The sequence below is a fragment of the Clostridium sp. JS66 genome, from assembly GCF_033561535.1.
Classification (GTDB): domain Bacteria; phylum Bacillota; class Clostridia; order Clostridiales; family Clostridiaceae; genus Clostridium_AM; species Clostridium_AM carboxidivorans.
The window spans coordinates 2,853,807-2,879,440 of the sequence record NZ_CP131467.1; the positions used below are offsets into that span (position 1 = coordinate 2,853,807).

The following is a 25,634-nucleotide window of genomic DNA, read 5'->3' on the forward strand; positions in this document are numbered from 1 at the left end:
TTTATTTTAGGAGGGTTATTTATGTGTTTATTTGAAGGATCAGGAGTAGCTATAGTTACTCCATATACAGAAAGTGGTATAGACTATGAAAAATTAGGTGAATTAATAGATTGGCAAATAGAAAACAAAACAGATGCAATAATTATATGCGGAACTACTGGAGAAGCTGCAACTATGACAGATGCAGAAAGAAAAGAAACCATAGAATTTGCAGTTAAAAGAGTAAATAAGAGAATACCAGTTATAGCAGGTACAGGAAGTAATAACACAGCTTATTCTATAGAATTAAGTAAATATGCAGAAAAAGTGGGAGTAGATGGAGTATTGCTTGTAACTCCTTACTATAACAAAAGTACTCAAAAAGGTGTTATAGAACATTTTAAAGCTATAGTGGGTAGTATAAAAGTTCCAGCTGTTTTATATAATGTTCCAGGAAGAACTGGAATGAGTTTAAAGGCAGAAACAGTATATGAGCTGTCAAAGGTTGAAAATATAGTAGCTATAAAAGAAGCTAGTGGTGATATAGTTTTGGCAGCTGATATTGCTAGATTGTGCGGAGAAGATTTTTCTATCTATAGTGGAAATGATGACATGGTAGTTCCTATATTATCTCTTGGAGGAAAAGGTGTAATTTCAGTAGTTGCTAACATATTACCAGAGGATACTCACAACATGGTTATGGAATATTTAAATGGCAATGTTAAAGAAGCAAGAAAGCTGCAGCTTAAAATGAATGGAGTTATACATGCATTATTTATAGAAACAAATCCTATTCCTGTTAAGACTGCTATGAATGTTATGGGAATGAATGTTGGAAAATTGAGAATGCCTTTAACTACTATGGAAGATAAAAATAAGAAGGTATTAATAGGCAACATGGAAGAATACGGTATAGAAGTAAAGGAGAAATAAGATGTTAAAGGTAATAATAAGTGGATGCAATGGAGCTATGGGACAAGTTTTGACTAAGACTATAGAAGCAATGGAAGATGCTGAAATAGCTGCAGGCATAGATAAAAATGTAGATAGATGTAAAAATAATTATGAGGTTTACAGTGAAATATCTGATTATAAAGGAAATGCAGATGTCATCATTGATTTTTCTAATCCAGCTGGCTTAGAAGGCTTGTTAAATTATGGAATTGAAACAAAAACTCCAATAGTAATAGCAACAACAGGGCTTTCTTCTGAAAATATAGATGGTATTAAAAAAGCTTCTGAAAAAATAGCTGTATTTCAATCAGGAAATACTTCACTTGGAATTAATGTGTTAACTAGTTTGGTAAAAAAAGCAGCAGCTGTCTTAAGTGAAAGCTTTGATATAGAAATTATAGAAAAACATCATAATAAGAAGGTTGATGCACCTAGTGGAACTGCCTATATGATAGCTAATGCAATAAATAATGAATTAAATAACTCAAAAAGGTTCATATATGGCAGAGAAGGAATAAGAAAAAGAGAAAAAAATGAAATTGGCATACATGCAGTTCGTGGAGGCACTATAGCAGGTGAACATACTGTTATATTTGCAGGAATGGATGAAATAGTAGAAATAAAACATACTGCAATGTCAAAAAATATATTTGCTCAAGGAGCAGTGAAAGCTGCCCAATATCTTGTTAATCAAGATAAAGGATTATATAATATGGATGATTTATTAGGCTAAATTAAATCACATATATTTTAGAAATGAGGATGTCGTACTAAGAATGAATATTGCAGTATATTGCATATAAATTTCTTAATGCGGCAATCTCATTTTTTATGCCTTTTTTAAAAACATTTTAATACTAAAGTATATCAATAAAAAACCAACAATTATATTTAAAGCTTGTATTATACCCACAGATAGAAAGCTATTTGCAAAGTTTCCTGATAAAGAAATTAAAGTTAAAAAAAATATTGTGGATAACAGTGCTCCAAAACCAAATAGGTAAATGTCTGTTTTTTTCGTATTTTCTTCTGTAATTTTGGATAAAAATACACCGGACCAAAAGATTATAGTGAGTGGATTTGAAGCAGTAATTATAAGCGTATGAAAAAATGCATTATTTATATTACTAGTATTTTGGATGCTTAAGATTGGTAAAAAGTCTATATTAAACTGGTTTAGAATTGTGCTGAGTCCAAAAATAAATAAAATTACAGTACCAAATATCTTTAAAATGAATTTTATATTTTGCTTTTCAATTATAGAAGATATACCAATAGTAGCAGCAAAAATGAATAATCCATCAATTAAAACAGCACCTAATACACCTGTTTCTGCAGTGTAAAAACCTTTTGATGATGCTATTTGAAATATAAAGATGCAAACAGGACCTATGGCAAATTGTAACATCATACCAAATTTAAAACCTTTAAAAATCATTTTTAGCACCTCTTAAACATTGATATTTTCTTTTAAAGAAGAAAGTACGATTATTGTATTGGATTTAAGTACACCTTTAATTTTCTTCAGGGTATTTGATAAAAAATATTCTAGAGACTTTGTATCTTCTACTAATACTTTTAAAACATAATCATATTCACCAGCAACATGATGGCATTCCAGTACAGAATTATATTGAACTATAGACTTTCTGAAGTTTTCTATGTTTTCTGTTTTGTCAATGTTTACGAAAATGAAGGCTAAAAGTTTATAATTAATTTTTTCTCTATTGATTTTTATAGTGTATTTTTCGATTATATTTCCATCCTCCAGCTTTCTTATTCTTTCAGCTACTGCAGGAATAGAAAGGTTTACTTTTCTGCTTATTTCTGAAGAAGTTGACCTACTATTTTCCTTCAAAGCATCAATGATTTTCAAATCTATGATATCCATAAATGAACCTCCTTTTTTACTACATTAATGTAATTTTACATATAACGTTAAATTAAGTAAATGATTTTTCGAAATACATTAAAATATTAAGAAATTTGTTTTTAAATTTTAAATAATTAAAGTTTGAAAATAAATATTAATAGTAAACTTAAAAAATAAAAGTGCATATTTTAATATTGAAAAAAGTTATTTATATTTGGATTTGAAAATAATGTTAATTTTAAGTAGCTGATATTATAAAAATTTATGGTATCACATACAATTGAAGTGTATAAATAATTTATAGGGGTTAGTCTAATAATGAATTTTATATTTGATTTAATGCTTCTTGCTTTAGTTATGATTCCTATTATACTAGAATGTATTAAAACCAATAGAAAACGTAAACTTCTTCCAATTCTTATTTATTTTAATCTTATAATAATATCCTTTTTTGAAAGACTAAGTGTCAATAGTCATTTAATAATAGCAGCATTATGTATTAATTTGTTTTTTGCAATTAGATTTATATATGTTGAATATAATGATGAATGTAAAAGGAAAAAGTAGATATACTAAGATATTATATATTTTGAAATATGCCTTGGTGTAAAAAATTCCTCAAATTATCTTTAAAATAATTTGGGGAATTTTTTATAACGCACCTATTGACCATGTGGTCAACAGGTATTATAATATATTTATCGACCATGTGGTCAATAAAGTAAAATTTTTGGAGAGTGATAAAATGTACGAGAATTTTGAAAAAATATCAGAAGAAAAAAAGAATAGAATTATTAAAGCAGCTTTAAAAGAGTTTGCTGTAAAAGGCTATGAAGAGGCATCTACTAATAATATTGTAAAAGAAGCAGGTATATCTAAAGGAATGATATTTCACTACTTTGAAAATAAAAAGAATTTATATTTATACATTTTAGACTATTGTGCTGAATTATATTTTCAAAAGACAAAAGAAATATGTGAAAAATATTATAATAGTGCATTTGAGAAGTTTAATCAATTATTAGAAGAGAGAACAGAATGGCTTAAAGGTGAAATGTATTTAGGAATTATTATTTCAAATGCACTTTTGTGTAATTTACCCAATGAATTGCAACCTATAGCAACTGAAAAAACTCAAAGCTTAATACAAAGAATGAAAAAAGTTATGCTTAATAACATAGATAAGTCAGATTTTAATGAAAATGTGGATTTAAATAAGGTATTTGATATGTTTTCATTTATATTTCAAGCACTTACAATGAGATATTTAAAAAAATATTCTTTTATTCAAAGTGAATTAAAAGAGGAAGAAGTGATAGAAGAATTAGAGATGATGAATAAAGAACTTATATGTTTTATAGAAATAATAAAACATGGTATTTGCAAGAGAGAGTAAATATATTTTTAAGAGGAGGGATAAAATGAAGGATTATACAAAAAAATTAATTCCGATATTATTTATAATTCCAATATTATTGAATGGATGCAGTTATTATAAATCAAATGAAAAAGAAAGTATTAGTACAGCAGCAGTTCCAAGGGAAGTCTTTATTTTTGCTGGAAAAATTCAAGCTGATAATTCTGTGAATTTGTCTTCCAAAATTTCACCTTCTAAGGTTACGAAAGTTAATGTACAAGTGGGAAGTAAAGTTAATGCTGGAGATCCAATTGTGTATCTAGATACCACAGATTTAAAAAATCAACAAAATCAAGCAGAAGCAAAAGTAAATACAGCTAAGGCTGCTTTGGATAAAATGCAAAGCAAAGCAAGACCTGAAGATATATCCATAGCAGAAGCAGCTATAGATAATGATAATAAAATTTATGAAAATGCCCTTAATAATTATAATCGAATAAAGAAGTTATATGATACTGGAAATGAAACAAAACAAAATTTAGAACAAATGGAAGCAAGCTTAAATACTGCTAAAGATAAGTTGATTTCAGATAAAGGTACTTTAGATAAGCTTAATAATGGTGCTACAAAAGAGGATATAGCTTCGTCCCAGGCTTTGGTGAATGAAGCACAAGTTGCAGTAAATTCAGCTGCAAGTCAAGTAAATAATGGAATAATAACTTCATCAATAACTGGCACAGTAAGTGAATGTGATATACATGTAGGAGAAATTGCAGGAACAGGTGTTACCTTAGTTAAAATTGTAGGCAATAATCAGCTTTATATAGATGGATATGTACCTGAAAATGTGTTTAAAAAAATTAAAGTAGGTGAAGAGGTAGTGGTTAAAGCAGATGATATACCAGATAGAAGATTTAAAGGTGAAATATCTGTAATAAATCCTATACTTAGTTCTAATGGGAAAAATGTAGTTAGAGTTACTTTAAAAGAGGGAGCTGACATATTAAAACCAGGAATGATTACAGAAATAGGACTTAAAGAGTAGAGGAGATGAAAAAGCATATGAAATCAAAAAAGAAGATAATAATGAGCAGTATATTAATACTTATGATGGTAACTATAGTGGGAATAGTAGGATATTACTGGTATAATAGTACTCATTTTGTTTCTACAGAAGATGCTAAGCTTAATGCAGATTTATTAAAAGTAAGTCCTCAAATATCTGGCAAACTTTTAGAATTTAGTGTTGAAGAAGGAGACAAAGTAAATAAAGATCAAATAATTGGAAGACAGGATATAGCTGGACAAACTAGTGATACCTTAGAAAATGCTATTATTCGTTCTCCTATAGATGGAATAATTATAAAAAAGCAAGCGAATGTAGGAGAAATGTGTACAGCAGGTCAGACACTTGCTTATGTAATAAATCAGGATGATATATATGTAACAGCTAATATAGAAGAGACAAAATTAACTAAATTGAGGTCAGGTGAAAAAGTTGATATTACTATAGATAAATATAAAAATAAAAAGTTTACTGGGAAAATAGATTCTATTGGTGAAGCATCTACTGCTACATTTTCTTTACTTCCAACGTCAACCAGTGCTAACTTTACAAAAGTTGTACAAAAGGTACCAGTTAAAATTAAATTAGATAAGTATAGTAATGTTAAACTTTTACCAGGTATTAATGTAGTAGTTAATATACACATAAAGTAAAAGAAAGAATTATAAAGGTAGGTGAATAGTGTGGAAGAAAAAGAAGCTCCTTCTTACAAATGGTTATGCTTAGGAATAGTAATTATTGGAACCTTCATGGCATTTCTTGATACTAGTATTGTAAATATAGCCGTAACTAAAATAATGTCTTCTTTTGGATCAACTCTAGATAGAACTCAATGGGTTTTAACTGGATATATGTTAGCATCAGGAGCAGTGATACCTCTCACTGGATATTTAGAGGATACTTTTGGAATGAAAAAAGTGTATGTATTCTCCCTAATTGTTTTTACAATTGGATCATTTATGTGTGGAATTTCATGGAACATAAATGTTTTGATATTTTCAAGAGTAGTACAGGCAATAGGTGGAGGAATGATCATGCCTGTTAGCATGTCTATGGTATATAAAATAATGCCTAAAGATAAAATTGGAATAGCTACAGCAATTTACGGAATAGCAGCAATGGCAGCACCAGCTATTGGACCAACTTTAGGTGGATATATAGTTGAATATTTAACTTGGAATTTGATTTTTACAGTCAATGTCCCTATTGGAATTATTGGAACCTTTTTAGCTATAGTAATTATAAAAGATAGTAAAGGAATGAAAGGACAAAAGTTGGATTATATTGGAGTAATAACTTCAACTTTAGGATTAGTAAGTATTCTTTATGTTATAGGTGAGGGATCTAATATAGATTGGGGAGAAATAAAATATCCATTACTAATTGTATTTGGAAGCGCTAATCTTATACTCTTTGTTGTACAAGAACTCACCACAGATAATCCTTTATTAGATTTAAGAATATTAAAAATATATAAATATACCTTAAGTTTAATGGTAACAAGTATTATAATGTTTGGTATATATGGTTTATTACTTTTAATGCCATTATTCTTACAGAACTTAGTAGGCTTGAGTGCTGTGAGAACTGGTATTATGATGATGGCTTATGCATTTGGATCAGCTTTATTTATGATGATAAGTAGCAAAATTTCAAGTAAAATTGGAGGTTTACCTTTAATCATTTTAGGCATGATTTTAATGTCAGTTTCAACTTACAAGTTATATTTCTTAAACTTGGATACAAGTAACAGTATTTTTACTTTATTAGTATTTTTAAGAGGAGCTTCAGTAGGAATGTGTATTATATTGATTCAAAATGAGGGGATGAATGCCTTGCCTAAGGAATTAGTAGGAAGAGGATCTTCTCTTCAAAATACTGTAAAACAAGTAGTGGGATCTTTAAGCATAACTATACTTACAATATTCCTTCAGCATAGGCAAAATTTACATTATTATAGATTAGCTGAGCAGTTTAATAGTATAAGTCCTATAAGTTTAAATTTTTTAAATTCAGCTAAAGAGTATATATTAGGAAAAGGTTTTGATTCAATAAACCCTCAAACTGGAGGGTTGTATCTTGCCTATTCATATTTAGGAAAAGAAGCTTATTTGCATGGAATAGATGATGCTTTTATGCTAACCTTATTTATCATGTTAGCATCTATACCATTAGTATTTTTGTTTAAGAAAAGTGTTAAATTAAATGATAATCCATAACCATACTGCTTTATCAGTACGGTTGGATTTCATTAAAAACTTTTGTCCAATCTGATATTAATATTACAAATACAATTTAATGATAAGTTTTAGTATAAATTGTATTTGATAGTTTACTTTCTGAATGTGAAGTCATTTCTGCTAGAATATCTAAATATCTTTGAGATACTTCAGGGCATACTGTTAGTATAGTATCTATGACATAGTCGATATTGCTATCATCAATTTTTTTTGCATTGTTATCTTCATCAAAAATCATATCTGTGCTGCTTAAAGAATTATATATAACATTTGTTATTGGAGACTGCATAACTTCATCGCCTTCTATACATTTTTCTGAAAAATATAAAGAACCATCTATTGCTAAAAATTCTCCATACACATATTCTTTTGAAGTATTATCTGAAGGACAATCATACTTAGTATGTTCAACATGTTTTAAATCAAGTATATTTTCTTCTTCTTTTCTTGTTAAAACACATCTTACTTCTAAATCTAATAGTCTTTCCTTCATATGTTCAGAAAAATTTTCTCCAAATTCTGAGATAAAATGTTTTACTGATATAGTTTTTTTTATTTTATAATTTTTTCTCATTAATAAATCCTCCTTAAATTACGAAAACTTCTTTATTGAAGTTTTTTAGATACAAAATAAAGTAAATGTTTTAGCTTGAATAATCTAAAACATAAAAAGAATTATACACGGCATAAGAACTCTAACTGCTTAAGCAAAAGAGTTCCTATAGCAACTTTAAAAGATATTTGTATATATTAAGATAAAATTAGAATATAGGGCTAAAAGCTTTATAAGATAAAAAAACACCTTGTAAAGGTGATGGAAAATTTAATGTAGATAAAATATTAAGATTTCTAACATTTTAAAGTTCTAACCTTTTATGATGTTAAAAATTTTAAAATCTTTAATTTTTTCTACTCAAAAATAAACCTAGCATTCTTAAATATTAAATGGTATTAGTAATAGTTCGCTTATTCTTCTAGTATATCACAATAGTTGAAAATTAACAAAATTTTTTTATTCCTTAAAAATAAAAAATTATAAATAGTAAAAGTATGCATTTGTAACACAGTTGACACAATTGGCTTTTATAATTAGAAAAGATTATGAGTATTTATATTAAGTTAAAAATTTACAGTATTAAACTATGAATATTGGTTTTATTAAGGGGGAGATAGGACATTAATAAATAATTTAAAAAAGAATTTACATAATACTTTAAAAAGGAGGCTAAAAAATGAATATAACTGAGATATCTGTGCGAAGGCCTGCTGCCATTACAATGGTAATAGCTTTCCTTATAGGTTTGGGGATATTTGGGTATAAAAATTTAGGTGCAGATTTAATGCCATCTATGGATGTACCTGTAATTACTATAAGGACTACATATACTGGTGCAAATGCTGATGCAATAAAGAAGGATGTGGTAAAGCCTATTGAAGATGCAGTTTCTGGCGTAAGCGGAGTGGATACTATATCATCTACTGCTAGAGAAGGATCTGGACAAACTGTAATACAATTTACCAGTGAAACAAACATGAACTCAGCTTTTCTTGATGTGGAAAAAGCAGTAGAAAAAGTACAGGGAAAACTTCCTGCTAATGCTGATAAACCAGTATTATCTAAAGTAGATTTAAATGCATCATCAGTTTTAACTCTTTCTTTGAATGGTAACGTTCCATATGAACAACTATGCAGTGAAGCAGATAAAGTACAACAAGCTATGGAAAAGGTTCCTGGTATAGGTAATGTGACCTTGCAAGGAAGTAATCCAAAACAATTAACTATAAAGCTTGATAAAAATGCATTAGAATATTATGGAGTAAATATAAATTCACTTTTAAGTAAAATTAAAAGTGATAATGCAAACATACCAGCAGGACAGATTAAACAAGAAAATATGAATGAAACATTGAGGGTTATTGGAGAATTTGAGAATATAGATGACATAAAGAATATAACTGTTCCTACTGCTAATGGAGCAATTATTAGGTTGAGGGACATAGCTGAAATTAAATTAGATTATCCAGATGAAACTCAATTAAGAAGAATTAATTCTAAAAGTACTATAGGAATTGATCTTCAAAAACAAAGTGATGCAAATGTAGTTGAAGCTGTAAATAATGCAAAACAGCAAATTGCAAAAATACAAAAACAACTTCCTAAAGGTGTAAATCTAGTCATAGCAGATGATACCACTACAACTATAACTTCATCACTTTCAGAGATTAAACACAATCTTGTAGAGGGAATAATTACTACTGCCATAGTGCTTCTTTTATTTTTACGCAGCTGGCGTTCATCTTTAGTTGTTTTAGTAGCCATACCAACATCTCTTATATCAACCTTTTTTATGATGTATGAATTACATTTTACCTTGAATATGATGTCTTTAATGGGATTATCTTTATGTATAGGTATACTGGTGGATGATTCTATAGTTGTACTTGAAAATATTCAAAGACATTTAGGGTTTGAAAAAGATCCTAAAATCGCAGCAATACAAGGCCGTAATGAAATAGGTATGGCTGCAATTGCAATTACTCTTTGTGATGTAGTAATATTTGTGCCTGTAGCATTTATATCTGGTATGGTAGGAAAATATTTTAGAGAATTTGGATTAACTATTGCAGTTGCTTCTTTATTTTCTCTTTTTGTATCTTTTACCATTACCCCTATGTTGGCATCACGTTTGCTTAAGAAAAAGGACTCAAATTTACAAATAGGATTATTTAGAAAATTTAGAAACAATCCTATTTCAAGAATTTTTGCTAGATTTTCAACTTTCTTTAATAAAGTTACTAAAGCTTATAGTAAATTTCTTGTTTGGTCTTTGGATAATAGGGCTAAAGTTTTAATAGTGACATCAATATTAGTAATTTTAAGTATTTCATTAGTAAAGTTAGGCATTATAAGTACAGAGTTTATGCCTCAATCAGATCAGAGTAGATTCACTGTTAACTTATCTCTTAATCCAGGATCTACTTTGAAGCAAACAGATGAAAAAGTAAAGCAGGTAGAAAAGGTTCTACAAAAGATTCCAGGGATAGAGAGTTATTCTTCAACCGTTGGAGGTAATAGCGATACTGCTTCTGGAAATATAGTTGTGAGGCTTAAACCCAAAAATAAACGTAATAAAACTCAAACGCAAATTGCAAGTCAGGTACGTGCATTTGGTATGAGGATGACAGGTGTAAGATTTTCTGTATCAGAATCAAGCGGGGTACCTGGTGCTGGCCGCGGCGGCGGTGGAAGTAATTCGCGTTTGTCTATTAATGTAGCTGGAGATGATTTGGATACTTTAAAAACTATTGCAGATAAGGTTGAAAGCATACTTAAATCTGTTCCAGGTGTTACAGATGTAAGTAATTCAACCACAACAAGCCAAAGTGAAATACAAGTTAAAATAAATAGGCTTGCTGCTTCTGAATATGGGGTTTCTACATCGGATATAGCATCAGTTATAAGAATGGCTGTTCAAGGTTCAACTACAGGAACTTATACTCAAAATGATATTGATTATGATATCAATGTAGGATTTGCAGATGGACAAATAAAGAGTCCTGCAGATATTGCTTCTATAAAAATTTTAAATTCATCAGGACAACTAATATCATTGGGGCAGGTAGCTTCTGTTACACAAAATGATAGTCCTGTTACTGAATCAAGACAAGACAGAGAGGATGTAGTTACTCTTTCAGCTAATATGCAGGGAAGAGCATTAGGCGATATTAATAATGAGATTAATACAAGATTAAAAGCATTAACATTGCCAGAAGGATATTCAATAAAATTTGGAGGAGAACAAAAACAAATGGCACAAGCATTTACTCCTCTTATAGAAGTTTTATTTGCTTCTTTTGTATTAGTTTATATGATATTAGTAGTACTTTATGAATCTTTCTTAACACCATTTATAAGAATGATTTCTCTTCCATGTGCAATGATTGGAGCCTTTGGAATATTAGCATTAACAGGCAAAACTCTAAATATGATGTCCATGATAGGATTGATTATGCTGGATGGCTTGGCTTCTAAAAATGGTACTCTGCTTATTGACTATACCAATACTCTTATGAGTAGGGGACTTAATTTGAGAGAAGCACTTATAGAAGCTGGAACAACCAGGTTAAGACCAATTATAATGACTACTGCTACAATGATTGTGGGAATGTTGCCATCAGCATTAGCTTTGGGAGATGGTAGTGAAATGAAATCGGGAATGGCATGGGTAGTAATAGGAGGAATGATTACATCAACGTTGTTATCACCTATTATATTACCTATAGTGTATACACTAATGGATGATTTGAAACATTTTATTTCTAGGAAGTATAAACAAATATTACAGATAGAGGAGGCGTAGAACTTTGAAGTTTGATATATCTAATGCATTAGTAAAAAGAAAAAAGTTGTTAATAGCTATTGCTTTAATTGTGATAGCGGCATTATTAGGTTATAGAAGCTACAGCAGTTTAAGCAAAAAGAAAACATTACAAAATAGGAATCAAACAACCAATGTAAAAACAGTAAAGGTTTCTTTTGGATCAATATCTTCAGAAATAGAATATGCCAGTAAATTAGTTCCAAACCAAGAAATATCTATTGCACCTAAAAGTGCAGGTAAGGTTGCTGCTATAAATGTTAAAGTTTCTGATAAAGTTACACAAGGTCAAATTTTATTTACGTTGGATTCATCAGAATTGAAAGCGCAGTTAGATCAACAGCAGGCTAATTTAAATCAACAGCAAGCTAATTTACAAAAAACACAGGACTCTTCTCTGGCACAGCAAGTAGTACAAGCTAATCAAACATATCAAAGTTCACAATTAACATATAATGATGCGAAAAGTTATTATGAAAAGATGCAAAAGTTATATGAAACTGGTGCTGTATCTAAGCAGGATTTAGATAATGCTGCACTTAAATTCAATAGTGCACAAGTAGCTTTAAATGCTGCTCAAGATAATTTGAATTTAATACAGCAAAAAGTTGGACCTGAATCAGTGTCTGTAGCTCAAGCTCAATTACAGCAAGCTCAAGCAGGAGTGGATTCAGTAAAGACACAGATAAGTAATTATACAGTTACATCCCCTATTACAGGTATAGTATCTGCAGTAAATGTACATGTAGGAGAAATTTCTTCTTCAGGAACATCAGCAGTTACTGTTATAGATCCTAATATATTATTTGCACAAATAAACGTTCCTAGCAATTTAGTATCAAAAATTCAGGTAGGACAAAGTGTTACAGTAAAAATAGCTGATTCATCTGAGAAAACTGCAGCAGGGACTATAGAGACTATAACACCTGAAGCAGATAGTAAAACTCAATCCTATTTAGTAAAAGTAAAAATTGATAATTCAAAGGGTGATTTTAAACCTGGAATGTTTTCAAAAGTAGCACTGCCTTCTGACACAAAAAATAATGTAATAACAGTACCTAATGAAACTATAAAGTATGAAAGTGGAGTAGGTTATGTTTATACGGTGGTAAATGGAAAAGTTAAGAAGAATTTAGTCACTACAGGTATATTTAATAGCAAGTACACAGAAATAACATCTTCTTCAATTAAAGCTGATGATGATGTAATTACAGAAGGTCAAATTTTCTTAAAGGATGGACAAAAAGTTAAAATAGCTGATTAAGATATTTAAAGCACTGCTGAATTTTTTAGCAGTGCTTTAAGTTTATTAATCAATATAAGATTCTTTTAATTCTTCATAAAAATTAGCTTTTGAAGTTTCATAATAAGGTGAAATCCATATAAACCCTATTCCTAAAGTTAATATTCCTAGTAAAAACCATCCAAAGAAACTCATTACTAAACAAAATAATCTGCTTTTATGTCCATCCATCATTTTAGTACTTAAATCTATAGCATCTGTAACACTTAAATCAGGATTATCAATTATTATATAATAAGCCATAGAATACTTAAGAGATGCAATGATTCCAGGAACTATTAAAAGTAAAGTCCATAAAATTATAAATAGAGATTTTATAAGTTCTAATAAAAAGAGTTTTCCAAAAAGATTAAAGCTTTTAAAACCATATAACAAATCTTCAACTAAAGCATTTTGGTTTCTTATTAGTTTTAGGAAAAATAAAGAGGAACCGGCATATAATGCACCACTAAATAAGAAACTTACAAAAGTAAGTATATTGTCAGTTGATGAATTGTTCATAAAGTTTAAGTGAATGTGATTATTTAAGAAAGAAATGTGCTGAATTCCATCATTAACATTTGATATATTTGAGAAAGAATCAGCAACAAACCAGCATATGAAGCAAACAAGCATAGCTTTAAGCCAATTTTCTTTTAGTTTTTCTCTAGCTAATTCCCTTAATTCTTTAGAATTTTTAAAAATGTAATTATCTACAGTCATAGATGACTCCCCCTAAATTATTAATATTTTTATCACTTTATAGGTTATATAATACTATTTAACATAATAATTGTCAATATGTTTTATGATATTTGCCATAATATTTTGCAGCATAATTTTACTTCAAGTGTAATATTTAAATAAGAAATTTTAAGAAACATTATGAGTATTTAGTACATACTAAAATTATCTTTATATTAATATATTTTAAAAGTTTTCTTCTGATTCTAAATAAAATAAATTATTAATTTACTCAACCAATGTCCTCTGAAAATGAGTTGCTTCGCAATATTTTATACTATGAAAGTTGAGTAATTTGTTTAATGTTATATGGCGACAATTGAACACATAATATGTATAATTTAACAGTATTGTATTTAGAAATTAGAAAAAACTAGTATAATATATAATTAATAAGACTATTCCAGTTTTTACAAGGGGGATTTAAAATGAATAAAAGGTTAAAGTCTATAATAGCGTTAACAGTAGTAACAATGCTGTCTTCACAGGTTTTTCTTATGGAACTATCAAACAATGTGAAAGCAGAAGGTTCTAATGTGCAAGTAAGCAGTACTATTAATGATTCCTTAGGAGGATTTCAATTAGTTTCTAAAAGGTGGATTGAAGATTTAAAATCCAATGTATGTATTTATAAACATGCTAAAAGTGGAGCTCAGCTTATATATTTGCAAAATGATAGTGATAATAAAATGATGTGCGTAAATTTTAGAACACCTACAAAGGATAATAAAGGAGTTAATCATGTAATAGAACATTCAGTTCTTTATGGTTCTAAAAATTATCCTGTTAAAGATGTTTTATCCGAAATGGCTAAACAATCCTTAACTACATATTTGAATGCTGTGACTACAGGTGATAGTACATTATATCCTGTAGCAAGTAAAAATGATAAAGATTTTCAAAATTTAATGGGGATATATTTAGATGCTGTTTTTTATCCTAATGTATTAAAAGATAAAAGAATTTTTGAACAAGAGGGTATAAGGTATGAATTGAACTCTCCTAATGATGATTTAACATATAATGGTGTAGTATATAATGAAATGAAGGGAAACTATTCTTCTCCTGATTGGGTGTTAAGTAGAGCTGTAAATCAATCACTTTTTCCAGATACTTCATACAAATATGAATCTGGAGGTGTTCCTGATGAAATGCCTAATCTAACTTATGAGGAACTTTTAAAGACTTATAATGAGAATTATAACCCTTCAAATAGTTATTTCTATTTATATGGAAAAATGGACATTGATAAAACATTAAAGTTTATAGGAGAAAAGTATCTAAACAATTTTGATAAAAAAGATGTAAACACTGAATTGACACTTCAAAGGCCTTTTACTGAAAGTGTAGAAAAAACTGTAGAATACTCCTTGCCAGAAGGAGCTTCTACCAAAAATAAAAGCTATTTGAGCTTGAATTATGTAATTGATAAAAATACAAATAAGGATGTAGTAGAAGCCTTCTCTTTCCTTCAAACTTTACTTGGTGGAATACCATCTTCACCAATAAAAAAAGCATTAAAGGATAATGGTTTTGGTGAAAATGTCAGCGTTAAATTTGATTTTTCAGGAATTCAACCAGTTTTTAGTATAATTGCAGAAAATGTAGATGAAAATCAAAAGGATAAGTTTAAGCAGGTTGTAAATGATAGCTTAAAAAATATAGTACAAAATGGTTTTGATGATCAATTATTAAATTCAATTTATAAAGTATATGAATTAAATAATCGTATGGTAAAAGGTGATTATGCTCTTGCTTATGATGTGCTTATTATGAGGAGCTGGATGCATGGAGGAGACCCTGTTGCTTATTTAAATGTAGATTCTGATATTGCAAATATAAAAGAAAAAGTTAAACCTGAACATTTTAAAGAGCTTATAAAGACTTATCTATTAGATAATAAAAGTTCATCTTTAGTAGTTTTAAAACCAGTGACAGGTCTTGAAAATAAGAAAGAATCCGAGTTAAAGTCTAAACTTGCAGCATATAAAGCATCACTTTCTAAAGATAAACTTGATTCATTAGTTAAAAGTACTCAGGATCTAAAAAAGTGGCAAAATACACCACCTACTAAAGAAGAACTAGACACTCTTCCGACTCTTACTCGAGAAGATATAAGTACGAATACAAAAGAATATAAAACAGTGGAAAAAACAGAAAGTGGAGTTAAGGTTTTAGAACATCCTGTATATACTAATGGTATAGATTTTACTACATTATATTTTGATACCAGTACAGTACCTCAAGACAAACTTGGATATGTCTATTTGCTAAGTAATGTTCTTGGTAATATAGCTACAAAAAACTATTCTAAAGATGATTTAAGAGAACAAACTTTAATTAATAGTGGAGGAATTACGCTTTCTCCAGGATGTGTAGTGAATCATGAAGATAGTAATTTGTATTATCCAAAGATGACAATTACATTGATGCCTTTAAATGAAAATTTGAAAAATGGTTTTGACATTTTAAATGAGATGATATTCAACAGTAATTTAAATGATAAATCTCGTTTAAAAGAAATAATAAGCAATTTAAAAATTCAAAGAGAACAGCAGTTAGCGTATAATGGAAATTTATTGGGGAGAGAAAAACTATTATCGTATATGTCTGAATCTGGTAAATATAATGCTTATAAAGATGATGGGTTTTATTCTTTATTATGTGACTTAGATAAAAACTTTGATAGCAAAAGTGATGAAATTATAAAAAATTTGAAGGAAGTTAGGGATCTTGTATTCAACAAAAAAGATTTAATAGTGAGTTTCACTGGCAACGAAGAAAATTATAAAAACTTTGCTGATAATTTAAAACCTTTTTTATCTGATTTGAAAAATGAAAATCTTCAAAAATATAAATATAGTTTTGATAGTTCAACAATAAATGAAGGGCTAATTATTCCTTCAACTGTTCAATATGTGTATAAAGGTGGAGATCTTAAAAAGTCAGGTTATACTGAAAATGGTAAATTTAAGGTCCTTGAAAACATATTAAATATGGATTATTTGTCTCCTATTATAAGGGAGAGAGATGGAGCTTATGGAGCTTATATGGGAGTAGATAATGGTAAAGTTATGTTTTTTTCTTATAGAGATCCTAATCTTCAAAAGACCATAGATACCTTTAATCAAACACCTGAATTTTTGAAGAATTTCAATGCCGATGAGAAACAAATGACTAATTATATAATAGGTACAGTAGGACAGGAGGATAATAAATATAGTGAATTAAATCAATATTATGGAGCTGCTGCTGACGGAATTATAGCTGATGACTTGTATTTAACAGGAACTAAGCAGTCAGATTTAGAAAAGGAGAGAAAAGAGCTTATATCTACAACAGCAGAAGATATAAGGAATTTTGCACCAGTTATGGATGCAGTTTTAAAGCAAAATTATCTTTGTGTTGTAGGTGGAGAAACAAAGATAGAAGAAAGTAAGAAAAATTTTATGACTATAAAAAATGTATTAACTTCTAAAGAAGAAAAAGGGAATATAATAAATATGGAGAAGAAAGAAAATGTATCTTCAAATAAAACATGGACATTTAAATTTGCAAAAGATTTAGATGAAGTAACAGTAAATACTGCTAATGTATATGTATTAAATGATAAAAATCAACAGATTAAGGTGAATGTATCTTATGATAAAAACAATAAGGCTATTAAAGTGGCACCAGTTGATTCTTATGAAAAGGGTAAAAAGTATACCATATTTATAAAAGATATTCAGTCTGTTCAAAAAGATAAAACGCCAGCTAAGCTTATTGCTCCTGTAAATATGGAGTTTGTAATTGAAAAGTAAATAAAGCTCATAATTTATATAATAAGCATATTGCGACACAACTTTTTAGGTGGAGTCCGCATTGAATATACGGTGTATAAAAGCCAACCGTTTATTAAGGAGCTCTAATGCTTAAAATTTAAAAAATCTCTACCCGCTCAAATGTTCCGTCCTGGGCCTTTTGCGGCTTGAATCCTCCTGATTCAAATTACGAGATTTCTTAAATTTTAGGCATAAGAGCTCCTAAATTCTCTCAAAAGCTTTTATACACCGTATATTCAAAGTTCCCTCCACCTAAAAAGTTGTGTAGTAACTATTGTAATTCTAATATGAAAAATTGCTTATAATACATTATAATTATAGCTCTTCAGAAAAAAGCGTAGCTTTCATAATACTTATAATCTAGTTTATGTATATTTCATCTGTTTTAATAATATTCTATGGCGCAGCCTGCAAAAATAATAAGTTGATTGATTATTAACTGTATTTAAAATACTTGTATGTTTTTGCGTTATATTTTTCAACAATCTGAATGATAAGTCTCTTTTAAGACATTTCCACAGAATAGAATTAAACTAAATATACTAGTCCAACATCAGGCTACGCCTTGATTTTAAGCGTTATAAATTATAGTCATAAATATGATTGTGGCTTACTAAAATTACTTATAGCAATGTAATTATGTACATCCACTTGAAGTTGCTAGTTTGAATTTTAACTTTTATGCAGTGATATATGATAAGGGTGTCATCACATTAGCTAAATTGTTTTAGTATTATTCTTAGCGTGAAGATTGGGAAAGCCTTAGAACTTTAGTCCTGTTTGAGGGAACCGAGTTTGACAAAGTTCTTAGGTTTTCCAAATCTTCAAGCTTTAGAATAATTAAAACATTTAGCCGTGATGACACCCTTATCATATATCACGGAATGAAAGTTAAAATTCAAACTTCCACTGCACCTTTATGTCGCAATATTTTTATAAAGTCTATATTTTACTTGGTAACATCTAAGCTAAAAAAAGAATTTGCTACATTAGCAAAAGAAACAGCGTTTGAAATTATAGCAGGATGAAAGCCGGCATCAAACAAATGCATTTTCCCGTTTTTAACTTTAGAGATTATATCTGAATATTTTTTTTCAAAATCCTTTTCTAACATTTCATCTTTTTTACTTCCAGTGAGTAATATTTCGGGTTTTAGACTTGTTAGCGGTTTTCCAAATAATTTAGTATTTTCCTTGGCAAACTCACAAAAAGCATTTGTATCATTATCAATAACTTGTTCCCAATCGTTACCGTTACATAAAGAATAAAAATATCTTGCTTTATCAATTTGTTTTGATAATTCACGTTGTTCTCTAAGTTGATTACAAAAATTTGGTTCTAAAGTTTCTCCATTAAAGCTATCAGCAATTACTTTCATAACTAGGTCAGGTCTTTCAAGACATACATTTAGTGCAGTCCATGCACCACCGCTTGTACCTATAATATTTACTTTTTTATAGCCTAAATGCTCTATAAGTTGTATTACCTGCATTGCTTCATCAAACCACAAGTTTACAGGAAATTTGTTTAAGCGTTGGGAACGTCCATATCCTAAAAAATCTATTAAAACCAACTTATATTTATCTTTATACAAATTAAGGACAGCTTCAAACATTTTTGAAGAAGCAGTATTTCCATGCAGCAAAAACAGGGGAGTACCTATTCCTACTTCTTCATAATAAATATTTTTGTTGTTGTACTTAAAATATGACATGTCAATCATCACCTCTCTTAATATTTACATTTAGATTGTATCATTGTGTAAATATTAGAGCTACCTCATACATTTTTTATATTAAGTTATTATGTGCAATAGCTTTGCTAATTACACATTTTTGTACCTACTCCCATAATCAACCCACCTTTCATTTATTGATTAATATTTAAAAATGAAAATACTAAGCACCTTAACTAAAAACTAAAGTACTTAGCAAATATAAGTATTTGAATAATAAGTATTATAGGTATTCCAATTGTAAATCTTTTATGCTTGGTTTTATGTCTAAATAAATACATGCCTGTAAGTATGCCAGGACTTCCAAGAAGCAGTGCTGTGATAAAGAGAGTTTTTTCAGGTATTCTCCATTTGCCTTTTTGAGATTTACTTTTATCAGAATGCATCAAAAATATTCCATATAAATTTATAAGTAATATATAACATAAAAAAATTTTCATGGTTCATGTTTATATACTTTTTAAAGTATAATTCCTTTTGGAATCCTCCTGTTCGTAATTACTTGCATTTTTCACTTAAATCTTTAAATATAGCTTCTACACCTTTACCCCAATTTTTATCTTCAGCATAGCTTTTACCAACCCATAAAAATGGATCTGAATCTTTAGGCATATCTTTAGATAAATTGATAACAGTTCTTGCAGCTATTTTTGAAGCATCTTTTATATCTGTATTATACTCCTGCCAGCTGTGAAAAACGTTAAAAGGGTTATTGGCAATTTTAGAAGCAAACTTTGTATCTTCAGGTACAAAGCTTTGTTCTTGTCCAGTTATTGCAAAGAGTACTAAGGGATTTAAATTAAATTCTTTTGCAACGGACATAATAGTAGAAAAATAAGGCTCCTTTACAAGTAAAGATTTATGTAGAGTTAAAAACCTTTTTAATTTTACTTCATCTATATCTTTATATTTCATGTAATCAGGAAGATGAGCATTTGAAAATTTACTATTAGTATTTTGCAGCAAACCTTGAGAAATACTTTTTTCCTTGAAAGAGTAAAATTTAAAATTACTTTTAGAACTCATACTATAAGCAACTTTACTTATAGGATAAAACATAATAAGAAATATTATACCGCCAAAAGTAATAATAACTCTGCTATTAAATTTCAATTTTTTCAAATATTTTAAAGGAGTATTTGAAAATTTGTAAAGAGGAGTATTATTTTCAACATTAATGGTGTTGTCAGGTATATTAACCATCAGTTCATTATCATCAGTATTTTTAACTTTTTGTTTATCTTTAACTTCTTCTTTAACACCTAAATATGACTTCAAATCTTCATCTTTAATTGGGTTGTCTATATTTAAGTTAACCCAGTTTGTTAATAGGCTTGTACAATTAGTTTTCAATTTATTTTCCATCAAACAGCAATTGAAAACATCATACATAGTAATTGAGGTCTTATTTTTGGCAAAGGTATTTTTTAGTATATTTACTTTTATAGAAGACTTATATTCATCTGGTATTCCTTCCAATTTTGTGTATAGTATATGATGAATAGTGTTTGAAAGCATACTAGCTCTTTCTTTAGTTTGATTTTTAGCATACTTTTTATCAATATAATTTTTAAAATTTTGAATATCATCTCTATTTATAACTTTTTTTGCTTTTAATTCATCTGTAAATTTATCCATAGTTTTCACAACCTGTAAAAAATATTATATCGTATTATAATTTTATCGTAGTTTTAAAAAAAAACTTTATATTAGCACTATTATATAATATTTTAAAGGAAAGTGAAAACTTTTGTAGAATAACTTATTACGGAGGTGGGATGTATGCTAAATAATTTGCAAGGTGAATTTAATACATTTGATGGTATCAAACTATTTTATAGTAAGGATATAGTAGATTCTGCAAAGGCAGTGGTTATAATAGTGCATGGCCTTTGTGAGCATTTAGAAAGATATAATTATTTTACAAAAAAATTAAATGATTTTGGTTATACAGTTTATAGATTTGATAATAGAGGTCATGGAAAATCTGGAGGAGAAAGAGGCTATGTAGAAAATTTCCAAGATTTTTTTAAGGATGCAAATGAATTAGTAGATATGGCTTTAGAAGAAAATGAAGGATTGCCTGTATTTATGTTTGGGCACAGTATGGGAGGCTTTATTACAGTAGGTTATGGAATGAAATATAAAAATAAATTAAAGGGCCAAATATTATCAGGGGCTGCAATTACAGAACCTTATGCTTTTAAAGACTTAAAAAAGGATAACTATTTTGAAAAACATCCAAGAGAAAAATCACCTAATGCTTTATCTAAATTTATTTGTAGGGATGAGAATGTAGTTAAAGATTATGATAATGATCCTCTTGTACTTAAAGAAACTAACATAAAACTTTTAGGAGAAGCATTTATAAAAGGCTCTAAATGGATTAGTGAGAATGTTAAAAACTATGAGTATCCATGCCTTATACTTCATGGAGAAATGGATAGAATAGTTAAAAATGAAGCTTCTAAATGGATGTTCAGTAATATACACTCTGATGATAAATCTATTAAGATATATCCAAAATGTTATCATGAGATACTAAGTGAAAAAGAGGAAAAAGATGGTGTTATAGAGGATATACATAAGTGGATTGAAGAGAGAATTTAAAGAATTTTTGTAAATAATTTAATTTAACTGGTACAAAGTATTCTCATTATGTAGTATACTAATATGGGTTTAAATTTAAAGACAGGAGAAGCTTAATGGGAAAAAAAATAAATAATTTAATTAAAATAATTGTTGTGATAGTTTTATTTTGTGGGATTTTTGGTATAGCAAAATATTATATATATAAACATGATCATATAAACATAAAAAATATTGATATGACTCTTTATATTGATACTACAGATAATGTAAGTAAAGATAAACTTCAAGTAAATTGGAAACAACTTGCTGCTATTGATGGTGTTAGGTATAAAAATGATTTTTCAAAGGTGAGTGGAGAAAATATAACGAAACTGGCAAGTATGTTTTTAGTAAAGAATACATCAGTGCATAATGTTGGAAATAGTAAATATAAACTTTTAAGTTTAGATGAAGTTTTGGACAAGTTATCTTTAAAAAAGGGTGAAAAGGAAAAGGTATATAGATATTTAAAAGATTTAGATTCTGTAGCGTTAAATAGCAAATTAAAGGATGATCCTTCTTATAAAAAATTTATAGATGAGTTAACTCCAGAAGCAATTGACATATATAATAAATATGGTATTTTACCTTCTGTAACTATATCACAAGCAATATTAGAGTCAGGTTGGGGAAAGTCAGAACTTACTTCCAAATCTAATAATTTATTTGGTATAAAAGCTGACAGCAGTTGGAAGGGAAAAAGCATAATTATGAAAACTTCTGAGTATTATAATAAAATTATAAAGGATTCCTTTAGAGTTTATGCTAGTAAAAGTGAGTCACTAAAGGATTATGGCGATTTTCTTTATAAAAATAAAAGATATAAGGACAAAGGTGTTTTGTCAGCTTTAAATTATAAAGATCAAGCAGAAGCTATAGAAAAAGCTGGATATAGTACTGTACAAGATAAAAAAGGTAACGAAATTTATGCAGATTTAGTGATAAAAATAATAAAGGAGAACAATCTTCAACTTATAGACAATAAGATTCAATTAGAAAAGAGTCAAGCATTATCTAAGTGATTAAATAGTGCAAAGTTGTCTATAATTAGAAATACAAAAGTATTTAGTGCCACAGCAGGGATACACAAGGTGGCAGCAAAATAGGCACTTGAATTTCAAGTGCCTATATAAATTTTAACATATTCTTGGAAGAGCATATTTGTTACGCGTCAAATTATTTAAGCTATTCAAAGTCAAATTATTTCAACCTAAATTAAGTAATAATATGGTAAAAATGCAGATTAAATAATCTTACGATAGAAAAAAATATGTAAAAAGTCAAATTAAATCAACCTTTCTTCACAATATCCACAATGTATAAAATATGAAAATTAGACAATTAATATAGGTATAAAAAAACACTGCCAAGTAAGCAGTGTTTAAAATTAAATTGTAAGGTCAATTTCGCTTTGAGCTTTATAAACTATTTCAGCATTAATAGAGGAAAGTTTTTGATTAGCACCAGAAATAAGACACATTCTCGTTAGAGAATTTAAAGGTCTTATAGAGCCATTTGTGGTTGAATACATAAGTTCAAATGCATCATCAGTAAAAATAGGTTCTATGCAGCCTGCGGCTTTAAGCATTGAAATTATGTAGGGTTTACATTCTTCTGGCGTTAGCCCTCGTAAGCAATAATTCATTAAAATTCGCTGGCGCAGCGCTTCATGAATTTGTCTGCTGAGTTGAAGTAAAAAGTTAGGTTGACCTGAAAGAATTAGCATAGCATAATTCTTTGAATCCATATTAAAGTTAAATATAATTCTTAAATCATCAAGGATGGAATTGCTTAAAAACTGACATTCATCTAATATAATGACTGGGGTTATATTTTTACTATGACTATAAGTGTATATAGCTTCCTGTATTTGTTTAAACATAGTAACTTTTTTACAGGCAGGAATTATTCCAAGACCATCACAAAGAGCTCTGTAAAAATCCATGACCGTTAAGGTCGAAATAGGAATATATATACATTTATATAAATTGGGGTTGAGTGAATTTACAAAATAACGGAGTAGGAAAGACTTACCTACTCCGGGTTCACCAGTAAGTACACCAATGCCCAAAACAGATTTTAAAAATTCTAATCTGCTTAATGCGTGATTAAAGTCTTGGAATTTAAAGCTGTGTGTTAAATCAATATTTTTATCAAATGGGTCAAAGGTTAACCCATAAAAAGTTTTATACATAATATCAACCTCCGGTTAGTTAGCTTTAAAGGCAGAAAAATCAACAGAATCATTATTAGATCTTCTAACCTTTGAGTTATCAATTTTTTTTAGTGGGAAAATAGTATCTGTAAGCTTAGCATCTTCAGAGAAGATGTATGCTTTATCAAGTGAAGTAGGATCATAACGAATATTTATTTTTTCTCTTACATACTTTAATGGAACTTCAAATAATTTAGTTCCTATGGATACTGTGGAGTCATTTTTAACAGTACGTTGAACTTTATATAAAAATAAATGATCAAGTTCACTTTTAGAGGAAACAAACCTTAAATTTTCAATATTATTCATATATTTATCAAAGGGTGTAGAATTTATTGATGAATGAAAGGTTTTGTTATAGTGATTAACATAAGTCAATAGAGATTCATTCAAAATGTCTATTGACTTAAAATCACCCCAGTTTATTGAATTCATCCATTGTTTTTGCATTGTTTGAAACCACCTTTCAATTTTACCTTTCGATTGAGGAGAATATGGCCTAGCAAAGCTTAAAATAGACCCAAGTGAAGCACATATAAGTTGAAACTGTTCACTTTTATATATCTTTCCGTTATCAACAAAAACTTTTTTAGGAATACCTTTAGATGCTACCGCATCTTTAAAAACAGCCATAAGAGACAATAAATCATCTTTAAAAAATACTTTACATCCAACAATAAGCCTACTAGCATCATCAAGGAAAGCTATAATATAAGTTTTATATTTTCTGCCTTGAATAGTGAGATAAGGTCCAACAGATACATCAGACTGCCAACATTCATTCGCATATTCAAATTCAAAGGCTCTTCTATCTTGAGGCGCCAGCTTTTGAGGTGCTATATTAGCCTGTTTTATGAATCTAGTTATTGTAGAAAGAGATATATTGTTTTCATTTTCAAATCCTTTGGCAATAACTTCATGATATATATGTTTAGCAGTTTTTTTGGGGGAATTAATTTTGCAGTTTATAATGAACTGCTTTGTTTCTTGCGAAATTTTTCTTGAACAACCTTTGTCATCTCTTGTTTTAGGATATAAACCGTCTATACCATGTTTCCTATATAAGGTTAACCAACCTTTAATTGTAGCCGGAGAATACTCTTTTCTTCCGCCGTTAGGCATAGTATAAGATTTAGCAGCAATTTCTGATAAATATTCTTTAACAGAAGATTGAGTAAAAGTATTAGTGATTATAGGTGCAATTAGAGAGTATCTAAACAGAGCTATTTTTTGGCTTAATTCATGAGATATCATAATTAAATGCCTCCTTCAACTTTGAGTTTATTTTCATTTTTAATTATGTACCTCAATAATCAGCCTTAACCGTTAAAAGTTGTGTGGAAAAATATAAGAAC

The 25,634-nt window shown here is 28.7% G+C and carries 21 protein-coding genes; 12 read left to right on the forward strand and 9 right to left on the reverse strand.

The window, feature by feature from the left end:
* Nucleotides 1–21 precede the first annotated feature (21 nt).
* Together dapA and dapB are read left to right on the forward strand one after the other, a co-directional pair.
* Complete coding sequence (gene dapA / locus Q6H37_RS13380; protein ID WP_318742404.1) at nucleotides 22–912, forward strand: 4-hydroxy-tetrahydrodipicolinate synthase; 891 nt, start codon at nucleotides 22–24, stop codon at nucleotides 910–912.
* Between the two features lies 1 nt (nucleotide 913).
* Complete coding sequence (gene dapB / locus Q6H37_RS13385; protein WP_318742405.1) at nucleotides 914–1,666, forward strand: 4-hydroxy-tetrahydrodipicolinate reductase; 753 nt, start codon at nucleotides 914–916, stop codon at nucleotides 1,664–1,666.
* A 96-nt stretch (nucleotides 1,667–1,762) separates the two neighbouring features.
* Here dapB and Q6H37_RS13390 read toward each other — a convergent pair whose 3' ends face one another.
* Entirely contained in the window at nucleotides 1,763–2,371 is a 609-nt protein-coding gene (locus tag Q6H37_RS13390) for a LysE family translocator (RefSeq protein ID WP_318742406.1), read from the reverse strand.
* A 12-nt stretch (nucleotides 2,372–2,383) separates the two neighbouring features.
* Nucleotides 2,384–2,824, reverse strand: coding sequence for an Lrp/AsnC family transcriptional regulator (locus tag Q6H37_RS13395; RefSeq protein ID WP_318742407.1), 441 nt, complete (start codon nucleotides 2,822–2,824; stop codon nucleotides 2,384–2,386).
* A 300-nt stretch (nucleotides 2,825–3,124) separates the two neighbouring features.
* Here Q6H37_RS13395 and Q6H37_RS13400 point away from each other — a divergent pair, with 300 nt between their 5' ends.
* The 5 genes from Q6H37_RS13400 (at nucleotide 3,125) to Q6H37_RS13420 (ending at nucleotide 7,448) form a co-directional block, all read left to right on the forward strand.
* A complete protein-coding gene (locus tag Q6H37_RS13400) occupies nucleotides 3,125–3,373 on the forward strand; it encodes a hypothetical protein (RefSeq protein WP_318742408.1) in 249 nt (82 codons plus the stop codon).
* A 178-nt stretch (nucleotides 3,374–3,551) separates the two neighbouring features.
* On the forward strand, nucleotides 3,552–4,202 hold the full coding sequence (locus Q6H37_RS13405) for a TetR/AcrR family transcriptional regulator (protein ID WP_318742409.1): 651 nt from the start codon (nucleotides 3,552–3,554) through the stop codon (nucleotides 4,200–4,202).
* A gap of 25 nt (nucleotides 4,203–4,227) precedes the next feature.
* Nucleotides 4,228–5,208, forward strand: coding sequence for an HlyD family secretion protein (locus tag Q6H37_RS13410; RefSeq protein WP_318742410.1), 981 nt, complete (start codon nucleotides 4,228–4,230; stop codon nucleotides 5,206–5,208).
* 17 nt (nucleotides 5,209–5,225) lie between these two features.
* Nucleotides 5,226–5,882 (forward strand): HlyD family secretion protein, encoded by a 657-nt coding sequence (locus Q6H37_RS13415; protein ID WP_318742411.1) that lies wholly within the window; start codon nucleotides 5,226–5,228, stop codon nucleotides 5,880–5,882.
* A gap of 30 nt (nucleotides 5,883–5,912) precedes the next feature.
* The gene (locus Q6H37_RS13420) at nucleotides 5,913–7,448 is read left to right on the forward strand and encodes a DHA2 family efflux MFS transporter permease subunit (protein WP_318742412.1); all 1,536 of its coding nucleotides are present in this window, start codon (nucleotides 5,913–5,915) and stop codon (nucleotides 7,446–7,448) included.
* Nucleotides 7,449–7,524: 76 nt separating this feature from the next.
* On the opposite strand, the gene Q6H37_RS13425 is transcribed toward Q6H37_RS13420, so the two are convergent.
* The gene (locus Q6H37_RS13425) at nucleotides 7,525–8,043 is read right to left on the reverse strand and encodes a hypothetical protein (RefSeq protein ID WP_318742413.1); all 519 of its coding nucleotides are present in this window, start codon (nucleotides 8,041–8,043) and stop codon (nucleotides 7,525–7,527) included.
* A gap of 658 nt (nucleotides 8,044–8,701) precedes the next feature.
* On the opposite strand from Q6H37_RS13425, the gene Q6H37_RS13430 reads away from it, so the two are divergent.
* Nucleotides 8,702–11,830 carry an efflux RND transporter permease subunit gene (locus Q6H37_RS13430; protein ID WP_318742414.1) on the forward strand — a complete coding sequence of 1,043 codons (3,129 nt, stop codon included), beginning with the start codon at nucleotides 8,702–8,704 and terminating at the stop codon, nucleotides 11,828–11,830.
* Between the two features lie 4 nt (nucleotides 11,831–11,834).
* Nucleotides 11,835–13,112, forward strand: coding sequence for an efflux RND transporter periplasmic adaptor subunit (locus Q6H37_RS13435; RefSeq protein WP_318742415.1), 1,278 nt, complete (start codon nucleotides 11,835–11,837; stop codon nucleotides 13,110–13,112).
* A 45-nt stretch (nucleotides 13,113–13,157) separates the two neighbouring features.
* Here Q6H37_RS13435 and Q6H37_RS13440 read toward each other — a convergent pair whose 3' ends face one another.
* Nucleotides 13,158–13,853 carry a DUF975 family protein gene (locus Q6H37_RS13440; protein ID WP_318742416.1) on the reverse strand — a complete coding sequence of 232 codons (696 nt, stop codon included), beginning with the start codon at nucleotides 13,851–13,853 and terminating at the stop codon, nucleotides 13,158–13,160.
* A 449-nt stretch (nucleotides 13,854–14,302) separates the two neighbouring features.
* Between Q6H37_RS13440 and Q6H37_RS13445 the strand changes: the two genes are divergently transcribed.
* Entirely contained in the window at nucleotides 14,303–17,677 is a 3,375-nt protein-coding gene (locus Q6H37_RS13445; RefSeq protein ID WP_318742417.1) for an insulinase family protein, read from the forward strand.
* Nucleotides 17,678–18,647: 970 nt separating this feature from the next.
* Here Q6H37_RS13445 and Q6H37_RS13450 read toward each other — a convergent pair.
* From Q6H37_RS13450 to Q6H37_RS13460, 3 genes are all read right to left on the reverse strand, one after another.
* The gene (locus tag Q6H37_RS13450) at nucleotides 18,648–19,412 is read right to left on the reverse strand and encodes an alpha/beta hydrolase (RefSeq protein WP_318742418.1); all 765 of its coding nucleotides are present in this window, start codon (nucleotides 19,410–19,412) and stop codon (nucleotides 18,648–18,650) included.
* Nucleotides 19,413–19,609: 197 nt separating this feature from the next.
* Nucleotides 19,610–19,873, reverse strand: coding sequence for a DUF1294 domain-containing protein (locus Q6H37_RS13455; protein WP_318742419.1), 264 nt, complete (start codon nucleotides 19,871–19,873; stop codon nucleotides 19,610–19,612).
* 58 nt (nucleotides 19,874–19,931) lie between these two features.
* On the reverse strand, nucleotides 19,932–21,071 hold the full coding sequence (locus Q6H37_RS13460; RefSeq protein ID WP_318742420.1) for a hypothetical protein: 1,140 nt from the start codon (nucleotides 21,069–21,071) through the stop codon (nucleotides 19,932–19,934).
* 144 nt (nucleotides 21,072–21,215) lie between these two features.
* Between Q6H37_RS13460 and Q6H37_RS13465 the strand changes: the two genes are divergently transcribed.
* Both Q6H37_RS13465 and Q6H37_RS13470 read left to right on the forward strand, forming a co-directional pair.
* Entirely contained in the window at nucleotides 21,216–22,043 is an 828-nt protein-coding gene (locus Q6H37_RS13465; protein ID WP_318742421.1) for an alpha/beta hydrolase, read from the forward strand.
* Between the two features lie 95 nt (nucleotides 22,044–22,138).
* Entirely contained in the window at nucleotides 22,139–23,086 is a 948-nt protein-coding gene (locus Q6H37_RS13470) for a glycoside hydrolase family 73 protein (protein WP_318742422.1), read from the forward strand.
* 365 nt (nucleotides 23,087–23,451) lie between these two features.
* On the opposite strand, the gene Q6H37_RS13475 is transcribed toward Q6H37_RS13470, so the two are convergent.
* A complete protein-coding gene (locus Q6H37_RS13475; RefSeq protein WP_318733562.1) occupies nucleotides 23,452–24,258 on the reverse strand; it encodes an ExeA family protein in 807 nt (268 codons plus the stop codon).
* A 15-nt stretch (nucleotides 24,259–24,273) separates the two neighbouring features.
* Entirely contained in the window at nucleotides 24,274–25,533 is a 1,260-nt protein-coding gene (locus Q6H37_RS13480) for a DDE-type integrase/transposase/recombinase (protein ID WP_318734736.1), read from the reverse strand.
* Nucleotides 25,534–25,634: the final 101 nt, after the last annotated feature.

Excerpts from the sequence above, each read along its gene's own strand:
- dapA (WP_318742404.1), top strand. The coding sequence starts at position 22 with ATGTGTTTATTTGAAGGATCAGGAGTAGCTATAGTTACTCCATATACA.
- dapB (WP_318742405.1), top strand. The coding sequence starts at position 914 with ATGTTAAAGGTAATAATAAGTGGATGCAATGGAGCTATGGGACAAGTT.
- Q6H37_RS13390 (WP_318742406.1), bottom strand. The coding sequence starts at position 2,371 with ATGATTTTTAAAGGTTTTAAATTTGGTATGATGTTACAATTTGCCATA.
- Q6H37_RS13395 (WP_318742407.1), bottom strand. The coding sequence starts at position 2,824 with ATGGATATCATAGATTTGAAAATCATTGATGCTTTGAAGGAAAATAGT.
- Q6H37_RS13400 (WP_318742408.1), top strand. The coding sequence starts at position 3,125 with ATGAATTTTATATTTGATTTAATGCTTCTTGCTTTAGTTATGATTCCT.
- Q6H37_RS13405 (WP_318742409.1), top strand. The coding sequence starts at position 3,552 with ATGTACGAGAATTTTGAAAAAATATCAGAAGAAAAAAAGAATAGAATT.
- Q6H37_RS13410 (WP_318742410.1), top strand. The coding sequence starts at position 4,228 with ATGAAGGATTATACAAAAAAATTAATTCCGATATTATTTATAATTCCA.
- Q6H37_RS13415 (WP_318742411.1), top strand. The coding sequence starts at position 5,226 with ATGAAATCAAAAAAGAAGATAATAATGAGCAGTATATTAATACTTATG.
- Q6H37_RS13425 (WP_318742413.1), bottom strand. The coding sequence starts at position 8,043 with ATGAGAAAAAATTATAAAATAAAAAAAACTATATCAGTAAAACATTTT.
- Q6H37_RS13430 (WP_318742414.1), top strand. The coding sequence starts at position 8,702 with ATGAATATAACTGAGATATCTGTGCGAAGGCCTGCTGCCATTACAATG.
- Q6H37_RS13440 (WP_318742416.1), bottom strand. The coding sequence starts at position 13,853 with ATGACTGTAGATAATTACATTTTTAAAAATTCTAAAGAATTAAGGGAA.
- Q6H37_RS13445 (WP_318742417.1), top strand. The coding sequence starts at position 14,303 with ATGAATAAAAGGTTAAAGTCTATAATAGCGTTAACAGTAGTAACAATG.
- Q6H37_RS13450 (WP_318742418.1), bottom strand. The coding sequence starts at position 19,412 with ATGTCATATTTTAAGTACAACAACAAAAATATTTATTATGAAGAAGTA.
- Q6H37_RS13455 (WP_318742419.1), bottom strand. The coding sequence starts at position 19,873 with ATGAAAATTTTTTTATGTTATATATTACTTATAAATTTATATGGAATA.
- Q6H37_RS13460 (WP_318742420.1), bottom strand. The coding sequence starts at position 21,071 with ATGGATAAATTTACAGATGAATTAAAAGCAAAAAAAGTTATAAATAGA.
- Q6H37_RS13465 (WP_318742421.1), top strand. The coding sequence starts at position 21,216 with ATGCTAAATAATTTGCAAGGTGAATTTAATACATTTGATGGTATCAAA.
- Q6H37_RS13470 (WP_318742422.1), top strand. The coding sequence starts at position 22,139 with ATGGGAAAAAAAATAAATAATTTAATTAAAATAATTGTTGTGATAGTT.
- Q6H37_RS13475 (WP_318733562.1), bottom strand. The coding sequence starts at position 24,258 with ATGTATAAAACTTTTTATGGGTTAACCTTTGACCCATTTGATAAAAAT.
- Q6H37_RS13480 (WP_318734736.1), bottom strand. The coding sequence starts at position 25,533 with ATGATATCTCATGAATTAAGCCAAAAAATAGCTCTGTTTAGATACTCT.